The sequence below is a fragment of the Haloarcula sp. S1AR25-4 genome (assembly GCF_031624555.1).
Lineage (GTDB): Archaea > Halobacteriota > Halobacteria > Halobacteriales > Haloarculaceae > Haloarcula > Haloarcula pellucida.
Genome location: NZ_JAMQOR010000004.1, coordinates 399,887 through 425,946, shown reverse-complemented (window position 1 = coordinate 425,946; position 26,060 = coordinate 399,887). Strand labels below are relative to the sequence as shown.

At 62.5% G+C, this 26,060-nt stretch carries 24 protein-coding genes and 3 pseudogenes; 6 read left to right on the top strand and 21 right to left on the bottom strand.

Annotated elements, in window-relative coordinates; all coding sequences use genetic code 11:
* Nucleotides 1–149: 149 nt before the first annotated feature.
* Together NDI85_RS18860 and NDI85_RS18855 are read right to left on the bottom strand one after the other, a co-directional pair.
* The gene (locus NDI85_RS18860) at nt 150–1,166 is read right to left on the bottom strand and encodes a patatin-like phospholipase family protein (protein WP_396275596.1); all 1,017 of its coding nucleotides are present in this window, start codon (nt 1,164–1,166) and stop codon (nt 150–152) included.
* Nucleotides 1,159–2,022 carry an SDR family oxidoreductase gene (locus tag NDI85_RS18855; RefSeq protein WP_188996949.1) on the bottom strand — a complete coding sequence of 288 codons (864 nt, stop codon included), beginning with the start codon at nt 2,020–2,022 and terminating at the stop codon, nt 1,159–1,161. The genes NDI85_RS18860 and NDI85_RS18855 overlap by 8 nt, the downstream gene beginning before the upstream one ends.
* Nucleotides 2,023–2,352: 330 nt before the next feature.
* Here NDI85_RS18855 and NDI85_RS18850 point away from each other — a divergent pair, with 330 nt between their 5' ends.
* Together NDI85_RS18850 and NDI85_RS22380 are read left to right on the top strand one after the other, a co-directional pair.
* Nucleotides 2,353–3,714, top strand: coding sequence for a dihydrolipoyl dehydrogenase (locus tag NDI85_RS18850; protein WP_310916634.1), 1,362 nt, complete (start codon nt 2,353–2,355; stop codon nt 3,712–3,714).
* 396 nt (nt 3,715–4,110) lie between these two features.
* Nucleotides 4,111–4,757 (top strand): annotated as a pseudogene (locus NDI85_RS22380) (TrmB family transcriptional regulator).
* A gap of 144 nt (nt 4,758–4,901) precedes the next feature.
* On the opposite strand, the pseudogene NDI85_RS22375 reads toward NDI85_RS22380, so the two are convergent.
* A pseudogene (locus NDI85_RS22375) lies at nt 4,902–5,117 on the bottom strand (HalOD1 output domain-containing protein); the annotation flags it as partial.
* A 177-nt stretch (nt 5,118–5,294) separates the two neighbouring features.
* On the opposite strand from NDI85_RS22375, the gene NDI85_RS18830 reads away from it, so the two are divergent.
* Nucleotides 5,295–6,524: a glycosyltransferase family 87 protein gene (locus NDI85_RS18830; RefSeq protein ID WP_310916632.1), complete on the top strand. Its 1,230-nt coding sequence runs from the start codon at nt 5,295–5,297 to the stop codon at nt 6,522–6,524.
* 3 nt (nt 6,525–6,527) lie between these two features.
* Here the strand turns inward: NDI85_RS18830 and NDI85_RS18825 are convergent.
* The 11 genes and pseudogenes from NDI85_RS18825 to NDI85_RS18775 form a co-directional block, all read right to left on the bottom strand.
* Nucleotides 6,528–6,638: pseudogene (locus NDI85_RS18825) on the bottom strand (IS5/IS1182 family transposase); the annotation flags it as partial.
* A gap of 119 nt (nt 6,639–6,757) precedes the next feature.
* Nucleotides 6,758–7,333 carry a hypothetical protein gene (locus tag NDI85_RS18820; RefSeq protein ID WP_310916631.1) on the bottom strand — a complete coding sequence of 192 codons (576 nt, stop codon included), beginning with the start codon at nt 7,331–7,333 and terminating at the stop codon, nt 6,758–6,760.
* A 69-nt stretch (nt 7,334–7,402) separates the two neighbouring features.
* A complete protein-coding gene (locus NDI85_RS18815; RefSeq protein WP_220639427.1) occupies nt 7,403–7,723 on the bottom strand; it encodes a cation:proton antiporter in 321 nt (106 codons plus the stop codon).
* A gap of 135 nt (nt 7,724–7,858) precedes the next feature.
* Nucleotides 7,859–8,917 carry a TrmB family transcriptional regulator gene (locus tag NDI85_RS18810; protein ID WP_188996940.1) on the bottom strand — a complete coding sequence of 353 codons (1,059 nt, stop codon included), beginning with the start codon at nt 8,915–8,917 and terminating at the stop codon, nt 7,859–7,861.
* Between the two features lie 137 nt (nt 8,918–9,054).
* Nucleotides 9,055–9,507 carry a universal stress protein gene (locus tag NDI85_RS18805; RefSeq protein WP_310916630.1) on the bottom strand — a complete coding sequence of 151 codons (453 nt, stop codon included), beginning with the start codon at nt 9,505–9,507 and terminating at the stop codon, nt 9,055–9,057.
* Nucleotides 9,504–9,725, bottom strand: a complete 222-nt coding sequence (locus NDI85_RS18800; protein ID WP_166973195.1) for a hypothetical protein — start codon at nt 9,723–9,725, stop codon at nt 9,504–9,506. Before NDI85_RS18800 ends, NDI85_RS18805 begins: the two co-directional genes overlap by 4 nt.
* Nucleotides 9,722–10,879, bottom strand: a complete 1,158-nt coding sequence (locus NDI85_RS18795; protein ID WP_310916629.1) for an ABC transporter ATP-binding protein — start codon at nt 10,877–10,879, stop codon at nt 9,722–9,724. The genes NDI85_RS18800 and NDI85_RS18795 overlap by 4 nt, the downstream gene beginning before the upstream one ends.
* Nucleotides 10,876–11,928, bottom strand: coding sequence for an ABC transporter ATP-binding protein (locus tag NDI85_RS18790; RefSeq protein ID WP_188996934.1), 1,053 nt, complete (start codon nt 11,926–11,928; stop codon nt 10,876–10,878). The genes NDI85_RS18795 and NDI85_RS18790 overlap by 4 nt, the downstream gene beginning before the upstream one ends.
* Before the next feature lie 2 nt (nt 11,929–11,930).
* Entirely contained in the window at nt 11,931–13,073 is a 1,143-nt protein-coding gene (locus NDI85_RS18785) for an ABC transporter permease (protein ID WP_310916628.1), read from the bottom strand.
* Nucleotides 13,060–14,070, bottom strand: coding sequence for an ABC transporter permease (locus NDI85_RS18780; RefSeq protein ID WP_188996930.1), 1,011 nt, complete (start codon nt 14,068–14,070; stop codon nt 13,060–13,062). Before NDI85_RS18780 ends, NDI85_RS18785 begins: the two co-directional genes overlap by 14 nt.
* A 6-nt stretch (nt 14,071–14,076) precedes the next feature.
* Nucleotides 14,077–15,870: an ABC transporter substrate-binding protein gene (locus NDI85_RS18775; protein WP_310916627.1), complete on the bottom strand. Its 1,794-nt coding sequence runs from the start codon at nt 15,868–15,870 to the stop codon at nt 14,077–14,079.
* A 318-nt stretch (nt 15,871–16,188) separates the two neighbouring features.
* Here NDI85_RS18775 and NDI85_RS18770 point away from each other — a divergent pair, with 318 nt between their 5' ends.
* Together NDI85_RS18770 and NDI85_RS18765 are read left to right on the top strand one after the other, a co-directional pair.
* The gene (locus NDI85_RS18770; protein ID WP_310916626.1) at nt 16,189–17,925 is read left to right on the top strand and encodes an alpha-glucosidase; all 1,737 of its coding nucleotides are present in this window, start codon (nt 16,189–16,191) and stop codon (nt 17,923–17,925) included.
* Nucleotides 17,926–17,958: 33 nt separating this feature from the next.
* Complete coding sequence (locus NDI85_RS18765; RefSeq protein WP_310916625.1) at nt 17,959–19,650, top strand: alpha-glucosidase; 1,692 nt, start codon at nt 17,959–17,961, stop codon at nt 19,648–19,650.
* A 276-nt stretch (nt 19,651–19,926) separates the two neighbouring features.
* On the opposite strand, the gene NDI85_RS18760 is transcribed toward NDI85_RS18765, so the two are convergent.
* Entirely contained in the window at nt 19,927–20,568 is a 642-nt protein-coding gene (locus NDI85_RS18760; protein ID WP_310916624.1) for an isochorismatase family cysteine hydrolase, read from the bottom strand.
* A 380-nt stretch (nt 20,569–20,948) separates the two neighbouring features.
* The gene (locus tag NDI85_RS18755) at nt 20,949–21,131 is read right to left on the bottom strand and encodes a hypothetical protein (protein WP_188996920.1); all 183 of its coding nucleotides are present in this window, start codon (nt 21,129–21,131) and stop codon (nt 20,949–20,951) included.
* Nucleotides 21,132–21,325: 194 nt separating this feature from the next.
* Here NDI85_RS18755 and NDI85_RS18750 point away from each other — a divergent pair, with 194 nt between their 5' ends.
* On the top strand, nt 21,326–21,613 hold the full coding sequence (locus NDI85_RS18750) for an amphi-Trp domain-containing protein (protein ID WP_188996919.1): 288 nt from the start codon (nt 21,326–21,328) through the stop codon (nt 21,611–21,613).
* 694 nt (nt 21,614–22,307) lie between these two features.
* Here NDI85_RS18750 and NDI85_RS18745 read toward each other — a convergent pair.
* The 5 genes from NDI85_RS18745 to NDI85_RS18725 all read right to left on the bottom strand — a co-directional run bounded on the left by NDI85_RS18745 (nt 22,308) and on the right by NDI85_RS18725 (nt 26,046).
* Complete coding sequence (locus NDI85_RS18745; protein ID WP_310916623.1) at nt 22,308–23,090, bottom strand: aldolase; 783 nt, start codon at nt 23,088–23,090, stop codon at nt 22,308–22,310.
* Nucleotides 23,091–23,169: 79 nt separating this feature from the next.
* A complete protein-coding gene (locus NDI85_RS18740) occupies nt 23,170–23,607 on the bottom strand; it encodes a PTS fructose transporter subunit IIB (RefSeq protein WP_188997754.1) in 438 nt (145 codons plus the stop codon).
* The gene (ptsP, locus tag NDI85_RS18735; RefSeq protein WP_310916622.1) at nt 23,604–25,292 is read right to left on the bottom strand and encodes a phosphoenolpyruvate--protein phosphotransferase; all 1,689 of its coding nucleotides are present in this window, start codon (nt 25,290–25,292) and stop codon (nt 23,604–23,606) included. The genes NDI85_RS18740 and ptsP overlap by 4 nt, the downstream gene beginning before the upstream one ends.
* A gap of 2 nt (nt 25,293–25,294) precedes the next feature.
* Nucleotides 25,295–25,573, bottom strand: a complete 279-nt coding sequence (locus tag NDI85_RS18730; RefSeq protein WP_166973170.1) for an HPr family phosphocarrier protein — start codon at nt 25,571–25,573, stop codon at nt 25,295–25,297.
* Complete coding sequence (locus NDI85_RS18725) at nt 25,570–26,046, bottom strand: PTS sugar transporter subunit IIA (protein ID WP_188997750.1); 477 nt, start codon at nt 26,044–26,046, stop codon at nt 25,570–25,572. Before NDI85_RS18725 ends, NDI85_RS18730 begins: the two co-directional genes overlap by 4 nt.
* Nucleotides 26,047–26,060: the final 14 nt, after the last annotated feature.

The following is a 26,060-nucleotide window of genomic DNA, read 5'->3' as shown; positions in this document are numbered from 1 at the left end:
TCTCGCCATCGAACTACCGGATGCATCTCGTTACTCCACCTGCCACGGATGCCGGAACGCGACCCTTCCTCGCGGTAAGTTCAGCGTCCACTGAGGGGCGTACGCAACACGTCTTCATTTGTACCGAGATCGGGGGCGTGTCCTCACCCTCATGTGTCGGCTCGTGATTCGAGGAATTCGCGGGCTCGTTGATCGCCCAGAGTTCGAAGTTCGTCGAGGAATGCGGGATCGCGGTCGACCTTCGTCGAACAGTGGAACCGCTTGCCCATCTGGATGCGGTGGATGCTCGTCTGCTGGAACTTGTCGGCAGGAAGCGTTCCGTCCTCGACCCAGCCATTGAGCCGTTCGATGAACCCGAGCTCCTGGTTGAGAGAGATATTTCCCGACAGTTCGTTGCGCCGGTCGGCGATGACGTCCAGCGTCTCGGGTTCACCCTCGAACTCCTGGGAATTGATCTGTACGATCCACAGCTCCTCGGGTTTCCGATCGGGCGGGAGCCACATCAGGTCCCTCACCGGTGGATTCTGTGAAAACAGTCCGTCCCAATGGAGATGCCCGTGGATCTCGACAGCTTCGAAGAGGTTTGGAACGGCCGCCGACGCGAGTATGGCGTCGGCGGTCACTTCCTCATTAATGAACGTCTCGAAGACGCCGGCGTTAATATCTACGGTCCCGACGACGAGTTCCGGCACCTGTCTATCACAGAGGCCCGGGATCGCGTCGAAGTCGATGTATCGTTCGAGCACCTCTCTGATACGTTGTTTCCCGACCTCTGGTCCAAGAACCTGATACGGACTGATCGATGGGAGCGGGAAGCCGGCACTCTCCATACGCGAGAGCGCCGTCACCAGGGAGTTCATCCAGCGGTCCTGAACTCCGTCGGCCGCTAGGTCCGTCCAGAGCCCGTCGAGGATCGTACGGGCCCGTTCGGCATCGCCAGTGACGAGCCCGTACCACGTGCCGAGAGCGTTGAACGCCCCACCGGACGTGCCGCTGATACCGACGAGTTCGTAGTCGTCGCCCCACTCGTCGAGAAGCGTCCGGAGAACACCCGCCGTGAATGCGGTATGGCTGCCGCCGCCCTGGCAAGCGATGGCGATACGAGTCGGGGTATCTGAGTTAGAGTCCTGCCGATCCGTGTCCACCGCTTCATCGTGTTCACTCATAGGTCGTGGTGTAGCCGCCGTCCCACAGCAGGTCGCCACCGTTGAGGTGTTTGCCGTGACCCGAGAAACCGAACACGAAGAGGTTCGCCACCTCGACAGGCGTCATCATCTCCTTCGTGCGGGCCTGTCCGAGCATCACATCCTCGACGACTGCTTGCTTGGAGATGCCACGCTCTTCGGCGGTGTCCTCGATCTGGTTCACCATCAGCGGCGTGAGGACGTACCCGACGCTGACCGAGAATCCCCGAAGCGTTCCCTCGCCCTCGGCGGCGATCGACCGCGTGAGCCCGTTGAGGCCGTGCTTGGCAGTGATATACGCGGGTTTGTCCTGGGTCGCGTAGTGGCCGTGGACCGAAGACATGTTGCCGATCGCGCCGACCCCGTCGTCGGTGTCCCGTATGTGGGGCATGGAGAGCTTAGCGGTCAGGAACGGGGCCCGAAGCATGATGTCCAGGAGGAGGTCGTACTTCTCCATCGGGAATTCGGGGATCGAGGCGATGTGTTGCATCCCGGCGATGTTCGCCACGTACCGCAGCTCTCCGTGGTCGGCTGCAGTATCGATCATGGACTCGACGTCTTCGTCGTCGGTGAGGTCAGTCAGAACGGGATGGATCGTGCCAGGTGCATCGAGTTCGTCGGCGAGATCGACGGTTTCTCCAAGACCGTCTTCGTCGATGTCCGCCCCGACGACGGAGAGTCCATTAGCCGCCAGTGCAACTGCCGTCGTTTGACCGATTCCAGAGGCGGCGCCCGTGACGACCGCGACAGTGTTTGGGCCGAAGTGGGGGTCATCCAGCACGAGGAGGTCGTCGGCGGTTACCTCCGGTTCTGAGAGGGCGAACGTATTGGTAGACATACTCATGCAGGGGTACGTTGGCAGCGCGTAAAGAGGTGCGCCGAGCGTGTAACGCAGGAGCAACGCCAGTTGGTCTTCCCCCGAATTAACAAGTTATGCGCCCCTACGGAAGGAATCCGCTCGCGAGCACGATCACGCCGACGATGGCGAAGACGACGACGTCGAGATCGGGGTCGTCGCGCTTCGCTTTACTAGCTGCAGACATCCCAGCAGCGTCCCCGCCAACAACGACGAAAGTGGACATGTGACGCTGTTTCAGTGCCGGAAGTCCGTGCAATCGAACCGAACTGCCGGGGGAGCTTCTTTGTCGTCGGTGTCGTCGAAATAGATATGGCCGACTTCGACGTCCTCGTGATCGGCGGCGGAACGGGCAACAACGTGGCTTCGGCGGCAGCCGACGCCGGACTAGAGACGGCACTCGTCGAACCGGGTCCACTCGGTGGGACGTGTCTCAATCGAGGATGCAACCCCTCGAAGATGCTTATCCAAGCCGCCAACGCGATCAATCACGTTCGTGACGCCGAGCAGTTCCACGTCGACGCCACACTCGATGGCGTCGACCACGCCGCAGTCGTGGACGAGATGGACGACTTGCTCGGCGGAATCGCGGAGGACATGGAGGCGCGCTACCGCGAGAAGGAGAACCTCACGCTGTTCAAAGAACGCACGGAGTTCGTCGACGAGCGGACCGTCCGTCTCGGCGGCGAGGCCGTCACGGCCGAGAAGGTGGTCGTCGCAGCTGGGAGCCGCCCCATCGTTCCACCGATCGACGGTCTCGAAGACGTGGACTACCTCACGAGTCAAGACGCCTTGTACCTCCGAGCGACGCCCGAGAGCCTCGTTATTCTCGGGGGAGGATACATCGCTGTCGAGCTGGGATCCTTTTTCGACGCGATGGGCACGGACGTGACCATCGTCGAGATGATGGACTCGCTGGTCCACCGGGAGGACGGCGACGTCGCCGAGGCGTTCACCGACATCGCGGCCGACCGCCACGACGTGTACACCGGTCACCGGGTGACGGCCGTCGAGGAAACGGGCGAGGGATATGCCGTCCACGCCGAAACCGAGACCAGCGACGAGACCACCGTCGAGGGGAGCGAGGTACTGGTTGCACTCGGACGCCGACCCAATAGCGACACGCTCAACCTCGAGACTGCGGGCATCGACGTCGACGATCGAGGCTTCGTCGAGACGAACGAGTACCTGCAGACCACCGCCGAGAACGTCTGGGCGCAGGGCGACATCGCGGGCAACGCCCTGTTCAAGCACTCCGGGGACTACGAGACCCGCCACACGGTCGCGAACGTCGTCCACGAGGAGTCGCGAGCCATCGACCTCTCAGCGATGCCCCACACGATCTTCACCGAACCACAAATGGCCGGTGTCGGGGCGACCGAGGAGGAACTCACAGACGAGGACACTGAGTACGTCGTCGGGCGGGCCGACTACGTGGACTCGGCGATGGGCCGCGCGAAGAAGCTCGACCACGGCTTCGTGAAGGTTCTCGCCACCCCTGACGGCGAGATCCTGGGTGCCCACGCCATCGGGTACGAGGCCTCGACGCTATTGCACGAGGCCGTCCTCGCCATGCGGACGGGAGTCACCGTCGACGACGTCGCCGGAACGATTCACGCCCACCCGACGCTGAGCAAGGTTGTTGAGGCGGCCTTCCGCGACGTGTCAAACTGACCGATACGCGTAATCGGGTGCCTACAACCCTGCTCTTCCGCGAACCGCGTCCTGACGTGACTGGAAGTCCGCGAGTCTCGGTTGTACGCCGCACCTGTCCCGACGCGATGAGGCCCGCGTCGTCTGTCGAATGCAGTGCGCAGGACCACTCTCTACTTGTTCGTCGTCGTGGCTGAGTCTCGGTGGCTGGTCTTCGATGAAAGCCGACGGCCGAAGTTCGCAGACGGATCGCCCGAATTCGGGAGGTTGGCCTCGCTACAAAAGACATTGTGGTTGGCATTAGCTCTACGAAACCCCCCCTCCTTTCCGGAACGAGCGTGTCAGAGAACGGTCTCAGGGGGTGGAAATCGTGTCCAGCGAGAACTACGTCCTGCGAGCTGTAGCTTCGGTCGACGACTGCGCAAATTCGCGGAGTACGAGGCGCGGTGTTTCGTGGGCTTATCACAGTTAGAGACAGGAACAGCAAAGAAACTCAGCGAGATGACCGAAGTTCCCCGGACACGAGTGGACGACGCGATCCGGGTGCTGGAAGCACAGGGCTTGGTCGAAAGTCACCATTCGAGTCCACAGCGATTCCGCGCGGTTTCTCTCGAAGAAGCGACCGAGACTTACGCGACCAGTACGAGGCCCGCGTTGAGCGACTTCACGACGCCCTCGACACAGTCGAAATCATCGATGAAGACGACGAGGCGCTGCTGACCGAGGACCTCGTCGCCACTCTCAACGAGGTAGGGAACGGCGTCGAGTTGTTCGTCGGTGCGGTAACGGAACCGCTGCAAGAGCGAATTCAAATCGCCGTCCCTGATGCCAAGACGTTCATCTCGGGCTTGGAGTGGTTACACGGCGAGGACGCCACCGAAGACGAGACTGCAATCGGCTGTCTGTTACTGATCGACCGCTCGACGATCCTCGTGAGTTCGATCATGCCGGAGACGAAAGACGAACAGGCGATTTCCGGCGAGGGATTCGGGAACGGTCTCGTCGTGATCGCCCGCCGACTCATGTCACAGGGGCTATTGACCCAGCGTGATCCCGCCTCGTGATACTGTCGGCTGTCATCACGTGAAGACGTATTCGCCCATCTCGGGATTTCTGGCCGCAAGCCGGCCGGAACCAGACACCATCGCTTCGAATAGGTCTCGCCGACGGTATGAGTCCTGGGCGGTCGTCTGGTAGCTGTCCTGTGATTAGACGCCGCTGTCGATGACGGTGGGATCGCATTCGTCGCGGATTCGAGGGTCGATCGGGAGTAGCGTGAGGGACTCGCCATTCTCGACTGTGACGCAGGACTTGCTGTAGACGAACGTGAGACGGCCACCTGGTCGAGGGGTGCCGTCGTGCTGCGAATCGAACACGGTATCCAACGCATCGGGATCGAGTACTTCCGAGAGCGGCCGAAGAGACCGGGGATCACGGTACGGTGAATTTCGTAAAGTCGTCCTGCTGTGTGCGGTTCATAATATCAAGCAGTCGCCGAACCGCGAAACCCAGATATATCTGGCGATTCACCACGGCCAACAACTTTCTACGAACGACCGAACAGAAAATATATATCTTGGTGCTGATCCATTATACTCATCTTGCAAAGAAAGGATTCCACCGCTTCTTACGCCCGAGCACGCTTGGTACTCATGCTCGGGATTTCTCTCGGTATTGCATATTTCATCTATCAGCTGACAGTCACTCCTAGTCGATTTGGAATCGATTTTGAGATATATCGTGCCGCCGCTGCGGACCTACACTCCGGTAAGGTGGTCTATGGTCGTTCTCCTGTCGGCGTCTCAAATCTCACATATCGATACCCAATTATATTATTGACCGTATTCTCCCCGTATCTTCTGGTTTCTCCTGGTATTGGTTTTGCTATCCATGTTGCTGGGACAATTCTTGTCAGCGTCTTCCTTGGACTCGCGATAGCGAAGGCAACCGAATCATACGGGGCACAATTGTCGAAATATGATTACACCTTGATCTGTGTGTTCATCGTAATCAGTCCGATTGGAGCGCCCTCATTAGTAAATGGTAACATCAACCACCACATTGCTTTGGCGATGGGAATCGGACTAATATGGATGGAATACGGACGAGAACAACGTGCTGGAGTTTTTCTTGGATTAGCAGCGCTTCCAAAGGTGTTCCCCGCTGCTATTGGCATTTGGCTAGTCTGGCGGCGTAAGTGGTATACAATTTTAGTTGCTATACTCACCGGTATCGGGGCGCTTGTGGCTGGTATCGTACTCTTCGGTATAAATCGCACACAGAGATATTTCGTTGAGGAACTTCTCCCACGAGGTACTGCGAACGCTGTTTCAGGTGGCCTTTCACCGTCAAGTCTATACGTTACACTTCAACGACCGCTTTCGATGATTTTCACCGATGCAAGCGGAACGACTTTGACAGTGTTCTCACTGATTATAGTCGCACCAGTAGTGGCCTACGCATATCTACAGAGTGAAGGTGTTGTTCAACGGTTGATTGCGCTCCTCTCGACGTTGTGCGGAATTTTGCTAGTCATCCCATCGTATACTATGTATTTCGTTCTCGTTTTTTATCCACTGATTCCGCTATTATATCTTCTCTCAGGATGGCCCAGTAGGATTTTTACTGGCGGTGTGATTTTCATGCAATTTACCTTGAAATTACATGATGCGATTATGCTGGTTCGCATGTTCAATTTACCGGTGGGTACTGAAACGCTGGCTGCTAGCCTTCGAACCTTCTATACGCTAGGCACGCCTGTCCTCTGGGGTACCGTCGCTGTTCTCATGGCTGGCATTTGGCACATCCATTCACAGCAATCTGAAAATTAACATAATGCGAGAGTTAACTGTCTCGTTCTGGCTACGTTGACCGTAGAGGGTGGCGTCCAGCCGAGCGTTCCACGCCTTATGCGGCGACGAAAATTCTCGGTGTTTGATGAACGGACCATTGGTAACTGAAGTACGCGCGTTCTCCGCTCACGACACTGGTGGAAGCAGTTCCGTGAACTCGTTATTAGCTGTCACTCACAACCTCGACAAGGCATTCGTTAGATATAGGTGATCTACCTATCAGGGCGTTCTCTTTCTATTATTTGTTCCAACTCTTCATGGGTTATGACTGCCGAGAACAGATCGGACTTCAACCGTTTGCCAAGTTGTCGATATGCGGCTTCGGGCAACCAATAATACTGTATGGTGTCGTCGAAGCGTGCTGCAATCGCCTCACCTTCGTTATCTATGAAGTAAGCTTGTATCAGGCCGGGTATATGCAGCGATAGCACGGCTTCGACTACATCCGGGGTCGCAACGCATTGGCCCTCGATCGTTCCATCATTGTGCTCGCTTTCGACGTACGAGACTCCGCTTTCCAGGAGCGTCTTGACGGCTTCTTCATCCCGATCTCGGAGAAAGTCGCCGATCCCTTGGACTCCAACTGTGGCTACTTCCCGGGGGCTCACGTCCAGTACTGCTTCCGTAATCGTCCGTGCGAGTTCGTGGTATCGGTCGGACGGAAGTCTGTCTTCGTGAAGGATGTATCTCGTTTCGTCGTCTGGTCCGTCAACGGTCTCGTGGAAACCGTCCGCTTTCTCGATGGCCTTCATCTCGGCTTTGATAGCTTCTTCTACCTCCCCTAACACCTCAGCGAGTCAGCATCCCGTCACGTTGGAACGTATGAAGACTCCTTCTAATCCCTATTACAGTAGATCCTATGATGGTACGTCGTCCGGAAGGTGCGCGAGCGCACGCCGGAGCAGTGGCGGCGTCATAACGGATGTGACGATGGCGACGAGCACAATGACGGCATAGATGGTCGGCGTGAAGATTCCGATTACCAAGCCAAGGGCCGCCACGACGAACTCCATCGCACCGCGGGCGTTGAGGCCGATGGCGAGGCAGACCGTTTCTGCTCGGGAGACGTCCGTAACTGTCGCTCCGAGTACCACGCCAAGTGCCTTTCCCAGCACAGCAACGGCGAGTGTGACGCCTCCGACCAGTAGCGTATCCAGCGTGAACAGTCCGAGTGTCACCGTCTGAAACACTCGTTCGGTCCCCCGTCGAGCCGATTTCGCACGAGAACGCCCGCGAGGAACGCGCCGAGAACGGCTTCCAGTCCGAGTGCGAACGAGCCACCGGCCATCGTAAGCCCGACGACGGCCAGCCGGTCACGGGTTCGTTCGGAGCGTGACCGAGTTCGCTCTGTGGTCCTCGATAAACGCACCGGGACCGCCGAAGCTCATGGTCCCGTCGATCGTCTCCAGATAGATACTCACCTCCAGCGTGTGGTTGTTTGTGGACGGTTCGACGAGTGCCTGCCTGACCTCTGTGACTCTGCCGGTTATCTCCTCGCCGTCGGTCGTCCGTATCTCGGCCCACAGTTCCGCCCCGGCCTGGTAGTGGAGATACGCGTGGAACACGGCCCTGCGGAACCAGTCGAAGGTCGCGGGCAACGGCTCGGGTTCGGCGACATGGACTTCCGTCGACGCCGACCAGTAGGCGCTGAGGTAGAGGCCGGCCACGGCGCCGGTGAGGTGTGGCTCTGAGACGACCACTGCAGCCCCCTCGGTGTTCGGCCCCGAGAGCAAGTCGGAATCGCCGATCATCGCCAATTCGTCGTTGTCGGCGACGTAGGCGAACGGGAGAGACGCCTTCCAGCAGCGGACAGCGTCGGCGACAGGTGCGACACGCTCGACGTCGAGGGCGCCGCTCTCGATGCCGCCGAGCAAAAGGAGTACATGCACGCCACGGTCGCGAGCGTCCCGCAGTTCGTCGGCGATCTCCGAATAGACGCCTTCTGGGATAGCGAGCAAGAGTTCCGTCTCCGCGCGGGCAATCCCTTCTCTGAGCCGTTTGAGTCCCGTCTCGCGAGACTTCACCATCTGTATCTCCGGAGCCTGCGACGTCGGCTCCTCGAAGCGCTTCTCGAGGGACGGCGTGATAGATTCGAGACGCGACGAAAGGGTCCCAATGGCCTCAGCGGGCGGGCACGCTCGAATCACCGTCGGCGATGCGTGGTCCTTGACGCGGACGAGTCCGCGCTCCTCGAGACGTTCGGCGATGTTGTAGACTGCACGCTGGGTGACGCCAGCCTCGTCGGCGACGGCGCTCGTGGGGGCTTCACCCTGAGAGAGGAGGGCGAGATAGGTATCTATCTCCGTATCGGAGAGACCGAAGAGGGCGAGTTCCTCACGGAGTTCGCTGTCGTCAGGTTCGTCAGTCGTCATCACTCCTCGACTAGTCGCTCATCGCTGATATAGTTGGTTGAGGGCGGTCGTCCGTAGGGTTCGGTACGTCTTCGAGCGGCCGCCGTTACGGAAGATTCGAGCCGAACGCCTCGGCCTCCTTCAGCGCGGGGAGTCTCTCAATCCATCGAGACGGTCACATAGCCGTCGAAGTTCAGGAGGACCTGTTGAGTCCGGTCCCCGAACACCGCTTTGCCGGTCGGAGAGCGTTTGTATCCGGGGACGAAGACGTGATCACAGCCGGTTCGCTCAGCGGCGCCGAGTATCGCGTTCGCTTGGTCGCGCTCGTCTTCGACCAGCGGAGAGACCTCGTACTCGACGGTGTCGCCGAGTATCTCGGCTGCGAGGTCGGCCGTCGCTCCCGAGACTGCTTCGAGAACCGCACCCTCGTCATAGCTCGTGTGCTCGGCGTCACCGATCGCTTCGAGCGTCGACGCGGCCTCGTCGTACTCCTCGGGCGTCGCGAGCGCCACGACCGCGAGGGCGGTCTCGGCGCCGACGGCGAATTCGCGTGCGGAATCTAGTAACGAACGGTCGCGGTCCACGTCCTCGACGACCACCAGCGCGGTCATTGGTGCCCGCCCGTCGTTCCGTCGAACAGTTCCTCGAACGGGTCCCAGTCGTAGTGGAGGAACGCGGCCGATCCCAGACCGACCACGCCGAGCATGGCCGCGCTCAGGAGTGTGACAGCGAAAGTCGCGGTCCCCGGCTCGACGAACGGCATCGCCAGCGCCAGCACGCCAAGCAGTGTCACGCTCGTACCGAAGAACGCCTGCCAAACGGGCCTCATCGGCCGTCACCGCCGACGTCGGGCGTCGTCGTGTCCTCGGTGCCCGCCAGTGGCTCACTGTTCCAGTACTCGTGGGTCGGGTCCGTGCGGTGACAGGCCACACAGCGGGCGCCCGGCGCGGCGTTCTCAGCATCGAGGTCCGGGGCCGAGCGTTTGCACGCCTCCCGGGCTTCCGGACAGCGCGTGTGGAATCCACATCCCGACGGCGGGTCGACGGGGTCCGGGATGTCTATCGAGCGGACCGGCGGATCGACCATCTCCTGCTCGTTCGGGTCCAGATCGGCGGTCGCCCACCGCAGCACCTTCGAGTAGGGGTGTTGCGGGTCGTTCAGCACTTCGTCGGGCGGACCGATCTCGACGATCTCGCCGAGGTACATGATGCCGATTCGCCCGCCGGCCTTCTCCGCGAGGTAGCGCGCGTTCGACAGCGTGTGCGAGATGAACACGAACGACGTGTTGAACTGCGTTTGCAGTTCCAGGAGCAGGTCCATCGTCTCAACTCGCAGCGAGACGTCCAGCGCCGAAACCGCCTCGTCCGCGAGGATAACGTCCGGGTTCATCAACAGCGTCCGGACCAGCGCGACCCGCTGTTGCTCCCCGCCCGATAACTGGTGGGGATAGCGATGCGCGTAGTCCTGCGGGGGTTCCATGCCGACACGGTCCAGCAGCGCGAAGATACGCGCCCGGCGGTCCTCGGTGGACATCTCCGGGTCCCAGCGTTCCAGCGGCGCTTCCAGCGAGGTCAGCACCTTCCGGTTGGGATTCAGTGCTGCCCCGGGGTCTTGATGGATCATCTGCAGGGCCTTTCGGATGTCGCCGTGAGGAATCGTCACGTCACCGACGCCGTCCTTGGCGTCCCAGACGTCCTGACCGCGGTAGGAGACGCTCCCCTCGGTGGGGCGTTGGACACCGATGATGGTCTTGCCCAGTGTCGTCTTCCCACAGCCCGATTCGCCGACCAGCGCGAGCACGTCGTTCTCGGGGATGTCGATAGAGACGTCGTTGACGGCCTTCACGCGGCGGGGTTCGTTGAACAGCGAGTCGACGAACCCCTGTTTCTCGTCGAAGTGAACCGAGACGTTCTCTAAGCTCATCACCACGTCGTCGGTCCCGGTAGCGGACCGCCCGACTGGCGAACTCGTATGCCCGCTCATGCGTCGACCACCCCCGGTTCCAGCGCGACGGCCTCCTCGGCCTCGTCGTGGTGGAAACAGGCCGTCCGCTGGTCGTCGGCCACGTCGAACCACGGCGGTTGCTCCTGGTGGCACTCCTCGGTCGCGAGCGGACACCGCGGCGCGTAGTGACAGCCGCTCGGTGCGTGGGCCGGGTTCGGTGCTGTCCCCTCGATGGGCTGCATCGTCGAGAGCGGGGCGTCAAGGTTGGGTACTGCCTTCAGCAGCGCCCGCGTGTACGGGTGCTGTGAGTTGCTGACGACCTGCTCAGTCGACCCGACCTCCGCCAGTTCGAAGGCATAGAGGATAGCCAGTCGGTCGGCCAGCCCCGCCACCAACGGGAGGTCGTGCGTGATGAACAGTATCGAGAGGTCGTACTTCTGCTTGATGTCGTCGAGCAGGCTGAGAATCGAGCGCTGCATCAGCAGGTCCAGCGCCGCCGTCGGCTCGTCCATCAACAGCACCTCGGGTTCGAGGATCAGGCTCAGTGCGATGAGCGCCCGCTGGCTCATCCCGCCCGACAGTTCATGCGAATACGAGTCCAGCACCCGATCGGGGTCGAGGTACAGGTCAGACAGCAGTTCGCGGGCTCGCTCCATCCCCTCTTCAACGTCGTAGTCGTGGGCCTTCAGGGTCTCCTCGAAGTGCCCCCGGATCTTCATCGTGGGGTTGAACGAGGACAGCGCCCCCTGGAACACCATCGAAATCTCCTCCCAGCGTAGCTCGCGCAGTTCCTCGTCGGTGAGGTCGAGTACGTTGATCGGAGCGGCGTCGGACTCGGGGTAGTACCGGACTTCGCCGGTGGTGATACCGGGTTCCTCAACGGCATCCATCATCGCGTTGGCCAGCATCGACTTGCCCGAGCCTGACTCGCCGACGACACCGAGTATCTCGCCCCGTCGGAGGTCGATACTCACGTCGTCCAGTACCATCGCGTCGCGGTTCTCCAGGTCGTACGTGACGCTGACGTTCCGGACCTCCACGATGGGGTCCGACGCGTCGCGCCCGGTTTCGTGTCTCTCTCGTGGCATGGTCACAGTCCTCCAGTGGTCGCCGTCGAGTCGTCCTCGCCGTCACCGCCGCCAACAGTCTCGGCGTGGCGGGCACGAACCCGCGGGTTGAATATCCGGTCGGCGCCCTGGGCCAGCAGCGTCAGTCCCAGCCCGAGGACGATGATAGTCACCATCGGTAGCAACAGCCAGTGGAACGCGGCCACCGACGAGGTCGCACCCGCACGGTTCACGGCCGCGTTCATCATCACACCCCAGTTGACGTTATTGTACGGCAGCACGCCCAGGAAGTACAGACCCACCGAACCGAAGATGACCGCTCGGGCCTGCTGAACGAAGTTCATCGTGATGTAGGGCATCAGGTTTGGGACGATGTCGCCGATCACGATGGTCGACGTGCCCATCCCCATGATGCGCGACGCCTCGACGTACTCGGCGTCCCGCAGGGTCAGGACTTGCGAGCGGATGGCCCGTGCCAGCCCTGCCCACGCGTTCACCGTGATGAGCACGCCGATGACGGCCGGGTTACCCTCGATCTGGAGGGCGGCCGCCAGCACGATGGTCAGCGGCAGTCCGGGAATCGTCATCATCACGTCCGAGACAGTCATCAGAGCGCTGTCGATGCGGCCGCCCTTGTAGCCGGCGAGGGTGCCCAGCGTTGTCCCGAGGACGACCGTGAACACCGCGCCCGAGGCGATCATGAGCAGCATCGACGGCGTCGCGTGGACGATCTGTGAGAGGATGCTCGTCCCCGATAAGGTCGTCCCGAGCGGGTACGAAAGCGACCGGAACGCGCCGACTAGCAGCGGGCCCTGGTTGGTGCTGGGCTTGGCGACGACGAGCGGACCGACCGTCCCCATCAGCAGGTACAGCGACACGATGACCAGCCCGGTCCGGGCACGCCAGTCGTCCCAGACGATACGAGCCGGCGCCAGCAAGCTCTCTTCGACCCATTGGCGCCGGCGCTCGGTGTCGGTTAGCGATGCGTCGGCGACGGCGTCGAACTCCGAGGCGGCCGTCCCGCCGTCGGTGGCGACCGGTTCTTCGCAGGCGCGGCCGGTGATGGCCCGTTCGTCCGGATCGACGTCGGTGTCCGCGTCGGCATCCACGGCGTCGACGAGCGGGTCCCGCTCGTCGGACAGCTCGGTGTCGTCAGTACGCTTCACGGGACTCACCTCCGCTGGCCCGCGGGTCGAGCCATCCATAGGTCAGGTCCGCGATGGTGATGCCGACGACCATCGCGACCGTGATAAGGATGAACCCGCCCATCATCAGCGGGTAGTCGCGGGCGTTGATGGCCTGGATGAGGTAGAACCCCACGCCCGGATACGCGAAGATGTTCTCGATGATGACCGCGCCGCCGAAGACGGTCCCGATGGCGATCATCAGGCCCGTGTACATCGGCAGAATGGCGTTGCGCGCGACGTACCGGATGGCGATGCGCCGCGTGGGGAGTCCGCGCAGGCGGGCCACCCGGAGGTAGTCCTCACCCAGCACGCGGATGCTGTTGCCACGCATCGAGAGCGCCCAGCCGCCGAAGCCGACGACGGCCATCGACAGGATGGGCAACATTCCGTGATACAGCACGCTCGCCAGGAACGGGACGTTGAGTCCCGGCGTCAACTCGGAGGCGTAGCGCCCGCCGGTCGGGAACAACTGGAACTGATAGCCCAGAAAGGCGATGAGTAGCAGCGCGACCACGTAACTGGGCGTGGAATTGAGCACGAGACCGACGCCCGTGCTAGTGACGTCGAAGGTCGACCCTTCCTTGTAGGCCATGAACGCACCGAGCGAGACCCCGACGGTGAACGTCAAGAACAGCGCTGACGCTGTCAGGAACACGGTCCACGGGATGGCCGGGCCGATAACGCTCGCGACGGGCTCCTCGTACCAGATAGAGCGACCGAAGTCGCCCTGCACGATGGAGGTCATGTAGTCGACGTACTGGACGTACACCGGTTCGTCGACGGCGATGTTGGTCTGTGCGGCGATGCGCCGGTTGATCTCGGCCGCCGAGAGATCGCCGCCACCTTGCTGGATCATCTGGGCCCGCAAGTAGTCGAGGGGCCCACCCGGGAGCAGACGGACGAGACCGAAACTGGCCGAGACCACCACGAAGACGGTGAGCGCCGACCGGCCCAGACGTTTCAGTATGTAGCTCATCTGTCGTTAGTTATCGCCCGTCGAGAGTTGCGCGACGAGGTCGGCTGGTGCGACGGTCTCGCCGTCACGCAGGTCGTCGTGTAACACCGGCGATTCGAACTCGCTGGGGGAGTTCCAGTAGTTCTTCGCGCTGTGGCTGTCGTACAGGAACTTGTAGTGGAAGTACGGGTACGACTGGTTGTACGACGCCCAGCCCTGCAGACCGACGACGAAGTCCCCGTTGGAGTAGTCTTTCCCCCAGTAGGTGGAGCTGTCCTTCATCACGGACTCGGCCTTGATACCGAAATCCTTGAGCTGGGAGACGGCCGTCTGGGCGCCGGCGACCCAGTCGGAGAACCCGGAGGGGCCCTTGATCGGGATGTGGAGCGGCTCGCCGTCTTTCTTCCACGTGCCGTTTTGCTTCTCGTAGCCGGCGTCTTCCAGGAGCGCCGCGGCCTTCTCGGTCTGGGACTCGGCCCGACCGTACGTCTCGAACTTGTCGGTGACGCCTTTCAGCCACGTCCCTTCGACCTGATTGCTGAACTCGCTGGTGAGGCCGCTGGGGTACGTGACCGCGATCTTCGAGCGGGTGCCGGCACCGGAGTTCTTCGCGACCGACTCGCGGTTGATGACGTGAGCGATGGCCTTGCGGACGCGCACGTCGTTTACCGGCTCGCGCTCGTGGTTGAACAGGAGACCGAGTCCCCAGTGGCGCGGAATAAGCGTTGTCTGGACGGAGTCGGGGAGTTGGTTCAGCTTGTTCCGAGGCATGAACAGCGTGGCCGACCCGTCGGTTTCGTTGTTGATGAGGCCGTTCCAGCGGCTCTGGTTCGACGGCTTGTAGAGGTACTCTATTTCGGGGAAGTTGATGTTGCCCGCATCGGGGTGGTCCTCGAACTTCGAGACCAGTGTCCGCTGGCTGTCTGCGTTCTCGAACTCGAACGGACCGCAGCCGACGGGGTCCGAGACAGTCTTACTCGCCAGTTCGCCGATGACGGCAGAGCGCTCTTCGTCAGAACCGGCCTCGTCGAGCCGCGTCACGAACTCGCCGTAGGTACCCTCGTGGGCCGCGAGATACTTCGGCTGCAGATACGCGAGCAGGATGTCCTCGTTGACCGGCCCGGCCAGCGACAGTTCGACAGTCCGCTCGTCGCTGGCGGTGACGCGGTCGGCGACGGTGCCCTTGTCCTCGGGTGCGACGAATTCGCCGAGATTGCCGCCGTTATAGATGTCGAGTTTGATCTGGTTGGCCACATCGGTCGCGGTGGCCGGCGACCCGTCGTGCCAGGTCTGCCCCTCACGGACGGTTAGGGTGAACGTCTGCTCGTCGAGTGCCCAGTCGGAGATCAGATAGCCCGTGTACTCCTGAGTGTCGAGGTTGTACTTCATGAACCGGTCGAAGAGCGTCCTACGCGGTTCGGCGAAGTTCTTGGTGTTCCACGGGTTGTACTGTGAATCCGACGGGACGGCCCACTGGGCCAGCGTCAACCGCTCGACGTCACCGGAGGCCGTCCACTCGCCCTCCCGAGGCAGCCAGTCGGTCGGCCAGTAGGTCTGCATCTTCGAGCTGTCCTTCGAGGGGACGCTCCAGTCATCGGTCGTCTGGAACGACTGAGCTAGCTTCTCCTGCAGGGGCAACACCGGGAGCGTCTGGTTCGTCACGTATGCGAGTTCCTGCATCAGCGCGAGCGTCTCGTCGTCTAGCTCGACGGTGGGCGCCGAGTCGTCGACGCTGCTGTGGTCGGTCGGGGTCCCGTTCTGTGTCGCCTGCCGGCCGCCACAGCCCGCCAGCCCCGAAGTGAGGCCTGCCGCACTGATCATCTCTACGAACCGCCGCCGTGAGAACGACTCACGTCCGTTATTATTCACCATATTCCGTCTGCAGTTGTTACCCCCGGTACAATTAAAGTTCTGGTAGAAGCGGTTCTTCAAGATTCTAATCTTTAAGTGGGGGGACGATGATGAGGGACACACGGCCAGCAGCGCAGCAAAACTCGACACCTACCTACCAATGCTATCGAAACAGACCGTAGATCGGCCCCGAAACGTACCGGCACCGGCCCACGAGTCCCGACCAACCACGGTACGCACGCCCGGCGTGCGCACCAGATCCGAGGGTGTAGACGCCCATGGTGCGGTATGAGCCAGTCACTAACCCACGAGGAAGCCGATCGGTTGTGGTGGAAGGAGGCGGTCGTCTACCAGATCTACCCGAAGAGTTTCGACGACAGCGACGGCGATGGCGTCGGTGACCTGCAAGGTATCACCGAGAAGGTCGACTACCTAGACGACCTCGGCGTCGACGCCGTCTGGCTCTGTCCCGTCTACGAGTCGCCACAGACCGACAACGGCTACGACATCAGCGACTACCGCTCGATACACCACGCCTACGGCGACATGGACGATTGGCGAGACCTCCTCGACGCACTCCACGAGCGCGACATCCGCCTCATCATGGACCTGGTCGTCAACCATACGTCAGACGAACACGAGTGGTTCCAGCAGTCCCGTCGGCGCGAGGGGGCGTTCGAGGACTACTACATCTGGCGCGACGGCCGGCCGGCCGAGGAGGCCGACTACGACACCGCCGACGGCCCCGCCGACGAGGTCGCACCCAACAACTGGGAGTCGGTCTTCGGCGGGCCCGCGTGGGCGTACGACGAGACCCGCGGCCAATGGTACCTCCACCTATTCGACGAGGAACAACCGGACCTGAACTGGCGCAATCCCGACGTCCGCGAGTCCGTCTACGAGATGATGAACTGGTGGCTCTCGCAGGGCATCGACGGGTTCCGGATGGACGTCATCAACCTGATCTCGAAGACGGAGGGGCTGCCCGACGGCGACGCAGAATCGGGGCAGACCGGTGCAAAACACTTCGTCAACGGCCCGAACGTCCACAACTACCTCCAGGAGATGAACGACGAGGTGCTCTCGGACGACTCGCTCCTGACCGTCGGGGAGACGCCCGGCGCCCGCGTCGGCGACGCCCGGCAGTACGTCGGTCCAGACGGCGACGGTCTCTCGATGGTGTTCCAGTTCGAGCACGTCACGTTCGACCACGACGAGCACAAGTGGGACGCCGGCGACTGGTCGCTCGTCGAGTTCAAAGAGATCCTCTCGAAGTGGCAGAACGGCCTCGCAGACGACGGGTGGAACAGTATCTACCTCAACAACCACGATCAGCCTCGGATGGTCTCTCGCTTCGGCGACGACGGCGAGTACCGCACGGAGAGTGCGAAACTGCTCGGAACGCTCACGCACACACTCCAGGGGACACCCTTCATCTACCAAGGCGAGGAACTCGGGATGACAAACGCGTCGTTCGCGTCCCCCGACGACGTCCGAGACGTCGAGGCGCTGAACTTCGTCGAGGAGGCCATCGAAGACGGGGACGCAGCGTCCTACGACGACGTCCGGGACGCCATCGAGTACGTGGGGCGGGACAACGCTCGCACGCCGATGCAGTGGGACGACACCGAGAACGCCGGTTTCACCGACGGAGAGCCGTGGATCGACTGCAACTCGAACTACGAGACGGTCAACGTCGAACGCGCCCGCGGGGATGAAGCGTCCGTCTGGCACTACTACCGCGACCTCATCGAACTCCGCGAGGAGCACGACGTTCTCGTGTACGGCGAGTTCGATCTCCTCTGTCCCGAGGACCCCGACGTCTTCGCCTACACGCGAACGCTCGGGACCGAACGCGGTCTCGTCGTCCTCAACTTCGAACCGGAACCAGTCGAGTTCGAAGTGCCTGCGGGCGTCGCGCTGGACGGACTCGAACTGGCCATCGCGAACGCCGACGTCCCGACGACGCCGCGGCCGTCGTTCGAACTCGGCCCGTACGAAGCTCGCGTCTATCTCACCCCGTAACGTCACACGCAGACGAAACACCCGACTACGACAATGACCCGACACGATTCACAGACACGACGCACAGACATCGACAGACAGTGGTGGAAGGAGGCGGTCGTCTACCAGATCTACCCGCGCAGTTTCAACGACAGCGATGGCGACGGCGTCGGTGACCTGCAAGGTATCACCGAGAAAGCGGACTATCTCGCCGACCTCGGCGTCGACGTCGTCTGGTTGTGCCCAGTGTACGAGTCGCCGAACGCCGACAACGGCTACGACATCAGCGACTACCGCTCGATTATGGACGAGTTCGGAACGATGGCCGACTGGGAGGCCCTCCTGGATGCGCTCCACGAGCGCGACATCCGCCTCATCATGGATCTGGTTGTGAACCACACCTCCAAGCAACACGAGTGGTTCCAGCAGTCCCGTCGTCGCGAGGACGGCTACGACGACTACTATCACTGGGTGGACGGTACCCCCAGCGAGCCCCCGAACAACTGGGAGTCGATTTTCGGCGGTCCCGCCTGGACCTACGATGACGAACGAGGGCAATGGTACCTCCATCTCTTCGACCCCGAACAGCCCGATCTCAACTGGCGCAACCCCGAGGTCCGAGACGCCGTCACGGAGGCTGTCACGTGGTGGCTGGAGAAGGGCATCGACGGCTTCCGTCTGGACGCCATCGACCATCTCTCGAAGTCCGACGCCTACCCCGACGGGGACCCGGATTCGGCGATCGTCGGGATAGAGCACTTCAGCCACGGCCCTCGCCTCCCCGAGTATCTGGACGAACTCTCGGCGGCGTTCGAGGGCTACGACACCATGATCGTCGGTGAGATGGGCGGCGCGGACATCGAGCAAGTCGACGACTACACCGGTGAAGACGGGGTCGACATGATCTTCCAGTTCGATCACATGGGTGTCAGCGTCGGGCCGAACGGACGGTGGGACCCGACACAGTTCGGCGAGTGGGAACTCACGGACCTCAAGGAAGTTATCAGCCAGCAACAGGACGAGATCGACTGGCCCGCTCTGTTCTTCGGGAACCACGACCAACCCCGTCTCGTCTCGCACTTTGGCGACGACGAGACCTACCGCACAGAGAGTGCGACGCTCATCGCAACCTTCCTGTTGACGCTTCGAGGCACCCCGTATATCTATCAGGGCGAGGAAATCGGGATGACGAACACCGAGTTCGACAGCCTCGAAGCGATCGACGATCCGATGACCGTCGGTATCGTCGAGGACCTCATTGCGGACGGCGTCGTCGACTCCTACGAGGAGGTCCGGGACCTCGTCGACTATCAGAGCCGCGACCACGCCCGCACGCCGATGCAGTGGGACGACACCGAGAACGCCGGTTTCACTGCCGACGACCCCTGGTTCGACGTCAACGACAACTACGACGAGATCAACGTCGAATCGGCGTTGGCCGACACTGACTCCATCTGGCACCACTACGAGACGCTCATCGAACTCCGCCACAGCGAGGACGTACTGGTGTACGGCGACTACGACCTGCTGTTGCCCGACCACGACCAGTTCTACGCCTACACGCGGACGCTCGAAAACGAGACGACGCTGGTCGTCCTCAACTGGTCGGACGAGTGTTCGACCTTCGACTGTCCGTCGGTCCCGACCGCCGACGCGAACGTTGTCGTCAGCAACTACGACGATACCCCATCCGATCCCACCGGTCACGCGTTCCGACCGTACGAAGCGGTCGTCTACCAACTGTGACTCGCCTCGGGATCTGACCCCGAGGCGGTTCAGGGCAGCGGAACCACGTCACGAATAGCCCGGGCGGCCCGCCGAACCTGCCGGCGCTGCTCCACAGTACAACTCACGCTGTGACACCCCGAACAAGATCACCGACCAAAGAGCCACCGACACGCGGCACCACGGCGACGGCGCTTTCGTGGCGGTCCCAGTAGTGCGTGGCGTCGACGCCGACGAAGAACGGGCAGCGGCTCAGTACAGGGCAGGGACGTCTCGTTCGGACCGGGGTATCGCATACTACTCTGTCATCCAATCGACGACGTCCTCAGTCTCTTTGACGGCGACTCCGATGTCCTCCAGTTCCCGCACCCCTCGTTCGTACACTCCGGATGTCGCGTCGGGAACGAAGACGATTCGGTAATCACGTTCGCTCGCCTCGTAGATCGTCGTTCGCGGGCAGTTCGGGAAGTTACAGCCACACACGACGATGGTGTCTACTGAGCGAGTATCGAGAAAGTCGGTCAGATCCGTTCGATGGAATGCGCTCCAGCGAGGCTTGTACATCACGTGTTCGTTGGGTCCGATCTCCTGAAAACCGCCGTTCAACAGCCGGTCTGCGTCGAGGCGCATGTCTGTCGAGGGTTTCAACTCGGCGACTAGCTCCGCGCCGTCAGTCCCGGGTCGAACGATAGCCGCTCCGGCTTCGATATCCGCTCGTCTGCACCGATCGACGTTCGAGCCGTCTGCTTCGTACAACCGGACGACGTGGACGAGTGGGGCCTGCCGGGTACGGAACAGTTCGACGAGCCGTTGCATCTGTGGTACCGCCTCACCAGTCCCATCGATTTCAGCAGGGGCACCGGCCAACGTGAAGTCATTTTGCGTGTCGATGGTGAGCAACGCCGCACTGTCTCGGTGGGGACGGATGTACTCATTCATACGCTGACATCAGCGCCGCTGTTATTGAGCGTTCGGTACGTTTCAGTTCACACACCCACCGAGCAGGTAATTCACCCAACAGCCCCGAGATCAATCTTCTTAGGAACGGTTCTATGACTCCTGTACGTCGAGAGGGCCACCGAGCGAGAGTGACAGATGTGTCGTCGCGACGTCGCCGACGCTATACAGCAGGATCGTGGCGACCGCAACCCATCGTTCGACTTCGGCCGCGGCACGTTCGATGCGCTCGGTCGGGACGGCGTCGAGGACACTGCCTGTGTGGGCGGACGTACACTCACGAACGCTAGAAAAGCCCCCGACAGTTCGGATGCACAGCCGCCCGCTAACCAACATGCGGGCCCGAACCCCGCGAGTGTTGGTTAGCCCGTCGCCACCACGACCGTGAACCGGCCCTGCCGCGGCGTCGGCCGCAACGTCAGCCCGGCGAGCGCCCGCTCCCGACAGACGGCGGGCGGCACGCCCCCGCTGTCGACCACGGCTTCCAGCGTCCACGCGTCGTGCGGGCTATCGGCGGGCGCGACGACGTCGACGGCCTCGGCCATCACAGTCCCCGGCGGAGACCGTCCACGAGCGACCTGCCTGCCGGGTCGGAACGGGTGCAAATCCTCGGCACACTCGGTATCTACGAGGTCGACCGGTGGAGCCTGCGGAAGTCTCCCATCTGGCTTCGCCGACGGATTCCCATTGTAAGATTGAGAGGACCACTTATCCGAGTAGGGAGTGTAGGTGAGAGTGTATGCCTGAAGAAGTCTTGTTCAAATCCGAGAGTTCCCAGAGTCGGGACGAAATCGCGTCGTACCTCCGGAACGTCGCCGAAAAGCTCGAACAGGGAGGTTCGATCACGCTGAAGGCAGGGTCAGAGTCCGTCACGATGGAGCCCCCGGCACGGCCAACGTTCGAAGTCAAAGCCGAACGCGAAGGGCCGGTCGATGGCCCCGGAGAGCTGAGCATCGAGTTCGAACTCGAGTGGGACGAACACAGTGAGGGCGCTGCGGGCGGCTCAGATAGTCTCGAAATCGAATAGCACCTAGATCGTCGCCGCAGTTCACTGTGCGACCTCGGCCGCGTGATGGACGAATGTGGCTGCGTGTTCGCTGCCGTCAACCGGGCGCAGAACGGAATCGGACATGTCACTACCGGCCGCTACGGCGAACAGTTACGAAGCAGCCCCCACGGCACGTCCCTCGTCGTGTCGATGGACGCCACCTGCGTTCGGCGACGGAGCGACGAGAACCTACTACTATGTGGGCCCCACTAGCGATCCAGACACGTTCGCGGTCAAGCCAGTTCGAGAACTCCAGACACCGTCGTGCGACTTCTTCCCCAACACTTCGGACCAGTCCCATCTCGTGTTGGTTACGACGTGTTGCTATCCCGGTTTCTGTATTTTGGAAAAGGAATACAGGTCGAAAGATGAGGACTCGACTTTCCTGTCGTGGTCTCTCGAAATCCAACTCCGGAAACCAGCCATCAGCTGTCGGATATACATATACTGCCTAAGTTAGCAAGTATCAATTCGGTGGATGGTGAGCTCCCGTCGGACGAAAAATCACAATCGTGTTTAATTCCCTAGCACAACTGACAAACCCGATCCCTGACTCGTTCGAGGGAGGTTCTCCCTGAGAACAGCATTCAGTGAAAGCAACGTTCTCACGTTGGTTTGATAGCGGACGGTTTGATGTGACTTCGACGCCCTCGGGCTCGGTGGCTACTCGTGCTTACAGCACGTCTTCGACGGCCGCTTCCTCGAAGACGACGCCTTCTAACTTATCGAGGATGTCGTCGGGGTCCTCGCGCTGCCAGACGTTTCGGCCGACGGCCAGCCCCGAGACGCCGACGTCCATGCAGTCGGCGACGAGTTCGAGGAAGTCGCGGTCGGAGGTTTTCGAGCCGCCGGAGAGCAGGACGCGGTTGTCGGCGGCGGCGTCGACGGCGTGGGCCATCGCGTCCTTGTCCCGGGGGTATTTCACCTTCGTGAAGTCGGCGCCGAGTTCCAGCCCGATGCGGGCGGCGTAGGCGATGATGTCGCGGCTCCGGTGTTCCTTGACGGCCTGTCCGCGCGGGTACGACCACATCGCGATCGGGAGGTCGTGGTCGCGGGCGGCCTCCTGTACCGGGCGGAAGTCCTCGAACATCTCGGGCTCTTTGTTCACGCCGGGGTAGATGGTGTAGCCGATGGCGTCGGCGCCCAGTTCGGCGGCGTACTCGACCGACCAGTTGTGGGCGGAGTAGGGGTCGCCCATCCAGAGGTCCGAGCCGCCGTTGAGCTTCGCGAGGAGGTTCACGTCGTCCTCGTAGCTCGGGTAGTAGGTTTCTGCGAGTCCTTTGCCGACCGCCAGCGCCGTGACGGCGTCGTGGGTCGCCATCTCGAACACTTCGCGGGGGTCGAGGCGCTCCTCGACGCCGCTGAACTGCTTCGGCCCGTGTTCGAGGCCGTGGTCGTGTGCCAGTACGAGCGTCTTGTCGTTGCGAACGAGTGGTGAGTCGGTGAGGTACTGCATCGGTTTGGTGGATACTGTCTGGGCTGTCTGTCCCGCCAGCGCGCCGCGTACGGGGCGCTGGCCGTGACGGACCGGTAACTTACGTGAACAGGCGCTTCAGTCGGTTGGCGAGGCTCTTCGAGCGGTCGCCACCGCGGCGACGCTGGGGTTCGCTGTCCTCGGCCTCGCTCGCGTCGCTCGTCTCGGACGTGTCTCTCTCGGCGTCACCGCCAGCGGTCTCGACGGCCGCTGCGAGCAGGCCCTCGACGTCGTTGACGGCGTCCTTGACGGTCCCCTTGACGACGGGGACGTTCGCGTCCTCGAAGCGGTCGCGGTTGACGGACGTGTCGGCCGCGATGATGGCGGCGTCGGCCGATTCGATGTCGGCCGCGGAGAGTTCGTTCTCCGCGCCCATGGCACCCTGAATCTCGACTTCGATGTCGTGACCCTGTTCGGCCGCGGTCTGTTCTAAGTTCTCTGCTGCCATCTGGCTGTGTGCGATGCCCGTCGGGCACGCGGTTACTGCGACGAATTTCATGTGTCTTGAATGGTGGTCTGGACTGCACTGCGCGTTGCGGCGAGGCGAGCGTCGTCGGCACGCTCGCTCGCGGTGCTGTACTCGGTCTCGCTGACTTCGGTCTTCACGTCGGGGATGGTGACGGCGCTCATCGAGAGTTCGTCCAACCCGAGACCGACGAGCAGTTCCGTCAGGTCGGGGTCGCCGGCCATCTCACCGCACATCCCGACCCACGCGTCTGCCGCGTGGGCCTGTGCTACCGTTCGGTGAATGGCCCGCACGACGCCGGGGTAGGTCGGGTCGTGGAGGTCGCCGACGCGCTCGTTCTCGCGGTCGGCGGCCATCACGTACTGGGTGAGGTCGTTCGTCCCGATGGAGAGGAAGTCGACGCGCGCCGCGAGTTCGTCGGCCACGAACACGGCGCCGGGTGTCTCTATCATCACGCCCAGCGACGGCCGCTCGTAGGCGACGCCCCGGTCGTCGAGGTCCGCGGCCGCCGAGTCGACGGCGTCGAGCGCCGATTCGAGTTCCTCGACGCTGGCGACGAGCGGGAACATGACGTTCAGTTCGCCGGCGCCGTCGGCCGCCGCCCGCAGGAGCGCCCGGAGTTGGGTCGCAAAGAGGCCCGAGTCCGGGTCCAGCGAGCGACGAATCCCCCGCTCGCCGAGGAAGGGGTTCTCCTCCTCGGGGAGGTCGAGATACGGGATACGCTTGTCGCCACCGATGTCGAGCGTGCGTACGACGACGCGGCCGTCGGGGAACGTATCGAGTGCCTCGCGGACGGCCTCGTACTGCTCGTCCTCCGAGGGGGGCGACTCTCGGTCGAGGAAGAGGAACTCGGTCCGGAACAGGCCGACGCCGTCGGCCCCGCGGTCGGCGGCGGCCGACAACTCCTCGGGTCGACCGACGTTCGCCGCGACTTCGACGTGATGCCCGTCGGTCGTCTCGACGGCTTCCTCGACGACTGCAGCACCGGTATCGGCGGCCGCCGCCTCGCGTTCGTCCTCGTCGGGGCCGACCAGTAGCGTGCCGGCGTCACCGTCGACGACGACTTCGGCCCCCTCCGCGACGTCGTCGAGCGCATCGCCGACGCCGACGACGGCCGGCAGCGCGAGCGACCGGGCGAAGATGGCCGCGTGGGAAGTTCGACCACCGGTCACGGTCGCGAATCCCGCGACAGTGTCGGGGTCTAGTTGCGCCGTGTCGCTGGGCGTCAATCGTTCGGCGAGGACGACGCTGCCTTCGGGGACCTGTCCGAGGGTGACGCGCTCGCTGTCGGTCAGCACTCGCAGGAGGCGGTCACGGACGTCCCGGAGGTCGTCCGCTCGCTCGGCCATCCGGCCGTCCATCCCCTCGAACTGCTCGATGTGCTCGCCGAAGGCGTCGTCGACGGCGTTCGCGGCGGGCAGGCCGTCAGCGATGCTCGTCTCGACAGCGTCCTCGATGGTCGGGTCTTCGAGGAACTGAATGTGCGCGTCGAAGACGGCGGCCTCGTCCTCGCCGACGCGGTCGGCGGTCGCCGCGCGTTCGGCTTCGAGTTCGGCGCGGGCCGTCTCGACAGCGGCAGCGAACTGCTCGCTCTCGGCGTCGCGGTCGACGGTCACGTCCTCGGGGTCGGGGAGCGTGACTTCTGGGTCGTACCAGACGACAGTACCGAGGCCGGAGCGCGGCGTGGCACCGGTTCCGTGGAGGGTTCGGTCTGCCATCGTCAGGCGCTCAACTCCTCCTCCGGTGTGGTCAGTATGTCTTCGAGTTCGTCGAGCACGGCCGCCGCGTCGGGGCCGTCGGCGACGAGGCGGAGTTCGTCTCCCTGCCCGACGCCGAGACTGGTGACGGCAATCATGCTCCCCGCCTGCACGAGGTCGTCGCCGGGTTGCCCGGCCGAGACCTCGGCTTCGTGGTCGTTGACGGCCTCGACGAACGCCGCCGCCGGGCGGGCGTGCAGTCCCGCTTCGGGGACGATGGTGACGGTGCGTTCGACGCTCATGCGAGCGCCTCCCGGAGCGTGTTCTGCACTGCCGCCTCGTCGTCGGCCTCGTGGAGTCGCTCGCGCACGTCGTCGTGCATCAGGGAGCGCGAGAGCGAACTGAGGATGCTGAGGTGGTCCTCGCCGCCTTCCTCCGGAACGAGTATCTGGAAGATGAGCGTCGCGGGTTCGCCGTCCATCGACCCGAAGTCGACGCCGTCCTCCGAGCGGGTGAACGCGAGCGACGGTTTCGAGACGGCGTCGGTCTTCGCGTGCGGGATGCCGATACCCATGCCGACGCCGGTCGTCGTCTGCTCTTCGCGGGTCAGCAGCGCGTCGAGGGCGGTCTGTCGGTCCTCGACGCGACCGGCGTCGACCAGCAGGTCGAGCAGGTGTTCGATACATGCTTCCTTCTCGGCGGGTGGTTCGGCCAGCGAGATGTGGCTCGCCGGGAGCAGTTCGTCGATGTCGTCCCGTTGGATTGCGTCTGTCATTGTGTCTCTTGTGG

What these genes read in the sequence shown, in the direction of transcription:
- NDI85_RS18800 (WP_166973195.1), bottom strand. Translation starts at nt 9,725, where the DNA reads ATGAGGCCCGTTTGGCAGGCGTTCTTCGGTACGAGCGTGACACTGCTT.
- NDI85_RS18775 (WP_310916627.1), bottom strand. Translation starts at nt 15,870, where the DNA reads ATGATCAGTGCGGCAGGCCTCACTTCGGGGCTGGCGGGCTGTGGCGGC.
- NDI85_RS18745 (WP_310916623.1), bottom strand. Translation starts at nt 23,090, where the DNA reads ATGCAGTACCTCACCGACTCACCACTCGTTCGCAACGACAAGACGCTC.
- NDI85_RS18860 (WP_396275596.1), bottom strand. Translation starts at nt 1,166, where the DNA reads ATGAGTGAACACGATGAAGCGGTGGACACGGATCGGCAGGACTCTAAC.
- NDI85_RS18755 (WP_188996920.1), bottom strand. Translation starts at nt 21,131, where the DNA reads ATGGCCGAGGCCGTCGACGTCGTCGCGCCCGCCGATAGCCCGCACGAC.
- NDI85_RS18780 (WP_188996930.1), bottom strand. Translation starts at nt 14,070, where the DNA reads ATGAGCTACATACTGAAACGTCTGGGCCGGTCGGCGCTCACCGTCTTC.
- NDI85_RS18795 (WP_310916629.1), bottom strand. Translation starts at nt 10,879, where the DNA reads ATGAGCGGGCATACGAGTTCGCCAGTCGGGCGGTCCGCTACCGGGACC.
- NDI85_RS18765 (WP_310916625.1), top strand. Translation starts at nt 17,959, where the DNA reads ATGACCCGACACGATTCACAGACACGACGCACAGACATCGACAGACAG.
- NDI85_RS18855 (WP_188996949.1), bottom strand. Translation starts at nt 2,022, where the DNA reads ATGTCTACCAATACGTTCGCCCTCTCAGAACCGGAGGTAACCGCCGAC.
- NDI85_RS18790 (WP_188996934.1), bottom strand. Translation starts at nt 11,928, where the DNA reads ATGCCACGAGAGAGACACGAAACCGGGCGCGACGCGTCGGACCCCATC.
- ptsP (WP_310916622.1), bottom strand. Translation starts at nt 25,292, where the DNA reads ATGGCAGACCGAACCCTCCACGGAACCGGTGCCACGCCGCGCTCCGGC.
- NDI85_RS18730 (WP_166973170.1), bottom strand. Translation starts at nt 25,573, where the DNA reads ATGAGCGTCGAACGCACCGTCACCATCGTCCCCGAAGCGGGACTGCAC.
- NDI85_RS18805 (WP_310916630.1), bottom strand. Translation starts at nt 9,507, where the DNA reads ATGACCGCGCTGGTGGTCGTCGAGGACGTGGACCGCGACCGTTCGTTA.
- NDI85_RS18850 (WP_310916634.1), top strand. Translation starts at nt 2,353, where the DNA reads ATGGCCGACTTCGACGTCCTCGTGATCGGCGGCGGAACGGGCAACAAC.
- NDI85_RS18810 (WP_188996940.1), bottom strand. Translation starts at nt 8,917, where the DNA reads ATGACGACTGACGAACCTGACGACAGCGAACTCCGTGAGGAACTCGCC.
- NDI85_RS18770 (WP_310916626.1), top strand. Translation starts at nt 16,189, where the DNA reads ATGAGCCAGTCACTAACCCACGAGGAAGCCGATCGGTTGTGGTGGAAG.
- NDI85_RS18750 (WP_188996919.1), top strand. Translation starts at nt 21,326, where the DNA reads ATGCCTGAAGAAGTCTTGTTCAAATCCGAGAGTTCCCAGAGTCGGGAC.
- NDI85_RS18725 (WP_188997750.1), bottom strand. Translation starts at nt 26,046, where the DNA reads ATGACAGACGCAATCCAACGGGACGACATCGACGAACTGCTCCCGGCG.
- NDI85_RS18740 (WP_188997754.1), bottom strand. Translation starts at nt 23,607, where the DNA reads ATGAAATTCGTCGCAGTAACCGCGTGCCCGACGGGCATCGCACACAGC.
- NDI85_RS18760 (WP_310916624.1), bottom strand. Translation starts at nt 20,568, where the DNA reads ATGAATGAGTACATCCGTCCCCACCGAGACAGTGCGGCGTTGCTCACC.